At 65.7% G+C, this 3103-nt stretch carries 3 protein-coding genes and 1 pseudogene; 2 read left to right on the top strand and 2 right to left on the bottom strand.

Annotation, left to right across the window (positions count from 1 at the left end; genetic code table 11):
* Both RDU12_RS05470 and RDU12_RS05465 read left to right on the top strand, forming a co-directional pair.
* Positions 1-580, top strand: a 580-nt coding sequence (locus RDU12_RS05470; protein ID WP_308684226.1) for a hypothetical protein, incomplete at its 5' end; no start/stop codon positions are given.
* A gap of 2 nt (positions 581-582) precedes the next feature.
* A complete protein-coding gene (locus tag RDU12_RS05465; protein ID WP_300289143.1) occupies positions 583-1341 on the top strand; it encodes a hypothetical protein in 759 nt (252 codons plus the stop codon).
* A gap of 261 nt (positions 1342-1602) precedes the next feature.
* Here RDU12_RS05465 and RDU12_RS05460 read toward each other — a convergent pair whose 3' ends face one another.
* Entirely contained in the window at positions 1603-2784 is a 1182-nt protein-coding gene (locus RDU12_RS05460; RefSeq protein WP_300289144.1) for a GIY-YIG nuclease family protein, read from the bottom strand.
* A pseudogene (locus RDU12_RS05455) lies at positions 2777-3103 on the bottom strand (DEAD/DEAH box helicase); the annotation flags it as partial. The pseudogene RDU12_RS05455 and the gene RDU12_RS05460, both read right to left, overlap by 8 nt.

Raw genomic sequence — 3103 nt, 5'->3', positions numbered from 1 at the left:
ACCATGTACTATTTCTCTCAGCGTCGATCCGTCTCGGCTGTCGGCGCAGCTCACCCTCAGGACGTCTGTCCTGCTGGTCTCCACTTCGGACCCGGCGGATCCCCTCGCGCCCCGGCGAGCGGCCTCGCGTCTGTGGGAGGAGCGTTGCGCTACAAGGATCGAAGGCGACGACCCCCGTTTTCCCATGGAGGTTGTCAGCTTCTCCACAGTGTTCGCTGGCCGGCCGCACGAGGCCGCGCCCTGGCTTCTCTCATGGAGTCCGGCTAGTCCCGGCCGCGACTTCCACGGAGCCGCCCGGCTGTATCTGAACGCTGACGAGGAGGATTTCGTGGAGCGTGTCCAGGAGGAGGACGAGCTAACGCTGCAGGCGATGATGGGCGATGTGGTGTCCCAGATGTGCGAAACCGCGCTTCGGGCCGGCTGGGACGAGGACTTCGACAGCGCCGAACCCGCTTCCGTCGCAGGACGGGTGGCGCACTGGCTGGGCCAGGCGTTTTCGGACGTCACGGCGGCGAAAGCCGCACTCGAGAACCGGCCAGGGGAGTTCCGGTCCGCTATCCTCGCCAGCGTGAGACTCTGACGATGCCGGTCACCCTTCTGCCCCGCCTGAGCGCCCCCGCCGTCGATCAGCTGCTCTCGGGCGGCCCGGGAGGCACCAGCACTGTGGTCATTGACGATCTGCCGGACGCGATCACCTACGGTGCCGTGGGGGGAAGCCGCCTGCATGGTGCAGATCTGGTCGCCCTCAAGGAAGGGGTGGAGAAGGTTGCGCGAGCGGTGGGCTACCCTGGCGCAGTCACGGTGGCGGCGCGTGCGACGTTTGATGCGGCGTGCGCGAGGCATTTGGCACAGGTTTCGATCCTTCAGTCCGGCGAGGCCCATCGGGACGATGTCTGGGCCTTCATGGCTGCCTATCTGTTCCGGACAATCACCCTGTGGCGCTATGGGGAAGCGCCCGAGCGTCATCATGGCGGGGTCCGGAACACCTTCCAGCGCCTTTGGATGCGGGGCTCGGTCCTCGATCGCGGTGATGGCCATCCTGAGCGCTGGGGACTGGTCAACGGACTAACCGAGGACGCTTTTGTCGCGATCCTTGAGCGCCCCGCCATCGCGGCGAACCGGACCCTCGCGCTTGCTCTGGCGGAAGGGTGGATGACCGCCGCCGGGCGATACGGCCGCGCCGCCATGCAGCCGATCATGCGCGCGGCGGTGATCCGGATCCGGATGCGCAACGAGATCCTGGCGCTCGGCGCGCTGTCGCCTGAAGACCTGCGGGAGACTGTGGAGGCCGTGTTTGTCGAGGCGGAGGGCGCCGTGCGCCGCGCGGCTCGTCAGGCCTGAGCCAAAAGCCGTCGCGACTGGAAGGGGAAGTGAATGTACGGACAGGGTGGGGCAAGCCAGTCGGCCAACTCGCGCACCATCTCGAAGAAGGGTGCTTAGCCGCAAAGCGGGCAGGGGCGAACGACCGAATCTAGCGCAAATCAGACGTCCGCTGAGAGGTGACTGAAGGTTCGCTTCCCCCCCAAGCGGACCTTTGCACCGTCCGCTTCCGGGAATGCCGATTATGCGCAGAACAGGGGGCGGGTCGCCTGCTCTCAAGCACTATACGCCCGTCAACGATGCGCTTTCCGGGTCGTATACGAACCGAGAGATGGATTGGTCGCGAATCTTTTCAACAACCTCATCGATGACATGCAGGGGCACGAGGAACCATTCCTTCGGGCGCACAGGGCTTCCGAAGCGATCCTCGATGACCAGATCCAGACGAGCCGGCGCGAAAACCCGATGGAGCATGTTCTCGAGTTTGGCCCGGTTGATGTTGAACAGCTTGTACGTCGCCACGATCTCGACCTCGGCCAGCAGATAGGTGGCATCGGTCACGGCCTGCGCGATGCGGGTCTCGACGCTGCCGCCGGTCACGCCGATCTTGTGGATCAGTTCCCGATGGGCGGCGACCTCCGGGTGGTCGGACTTGCTGCGCAGAACATAGATCGTCCCGCTGCGCAGGTCGTCGTCTTCGCTCTCATGGCCGAACAGCGGCCCCGCGATCGGGTCGGTGATCCGCCGGCCGGTCTCGTCCTTGTAAAGTCCCCGCTGCAACGAGCGCAGCAGCAGATCGCTCTCGGTGCCGTTGTCATAGACCACGCGCAGTCGGCTGTCAGGCCGGCCGTATTCTGAGACGAAGGTCTCGAGCACCTCGGCCACATAGACTGTCTGGCCGCCGAGAATGAAGAACTCGCCCGGCTTGATCCCGGCGTCCTCGCCGAACCGGCGCGCTTCACGCGCACCGGACTCAAGGTCATGCGTCACAGCCGCGAACAGCGGCTTGAAGGTGGAGAAGTCAGCGCAGACCTTGCGGTTGGCGACCTCTTCGGCGGCCTTGACCTCGTCGCGCGATCGGACGTGCTTCAGCACCGCGATGTCGCTCTCACCGCCGGGCGCGACGCCCAAGTCTGCTAGCAGGGCTGCGTCGTCCTCGAACTCGGCCGGCGCTTCGGCGACGCCGTCACTACCAGCCAGCAGGCCATGGCTGTCGAGCGGCTCAACCAGCGCCCGACAGTCCGGCTGGGCGCGGATGCGGTCGAGGCGTACGGCGTAGATCCGCTCGAAGATGTCGCGGTCCTCGCCATGACGCGGCGGCCGGCCGTGCTCGTCGACGAACTTCACGATGTCCTCAAAGCCGGCGATGATGCGTTCCTCGCGCGGCGTGCGGGCAGCGGCTTTCTTCGTCTCGATCTCGACGCCGAGGTCGGTCAGCAGCTCAAGGTCGCTCAGGTCAGGCATTCGGGTTCAATGCCACATGCCGACGCAGGACTTCCACGCCCTCGGCCATGCGCCGCTCCCAGGCGTCCTGTGACTTGATGTCGGGCAGCCGGCCGCGCTCGTCCCGGAACTTGCGGGCGCGCTTGGCCAGGTCGCGCGCTTCCTCGATCGGGATCCCGGCGCGTTTGCCGGCGATGGCCGCCTCGACCTGCTTCAGCATCTGCTCGTTCATCGACTTGGCCAGCACAGAATATGCCGCCTCGAACGGGTTGATGCCGTCGATCAAGTCGATATCCAGCTCGCGGACGCTCAGGGCGAACTTGCGCACTCCGTCGACAAA

Origin of the sequence: Brevundimonas sp. (assembly GCF_031082345.1) — a bacterium.
GTDB lineage: Bacteria > Pseudomonadota > Alphaproteobacteria > Caulobacterales > Caulobacteraceae > Brevundimonas.
This window is presented reverse-complemented; position numbering and strand designations above follow the sequence as displayed.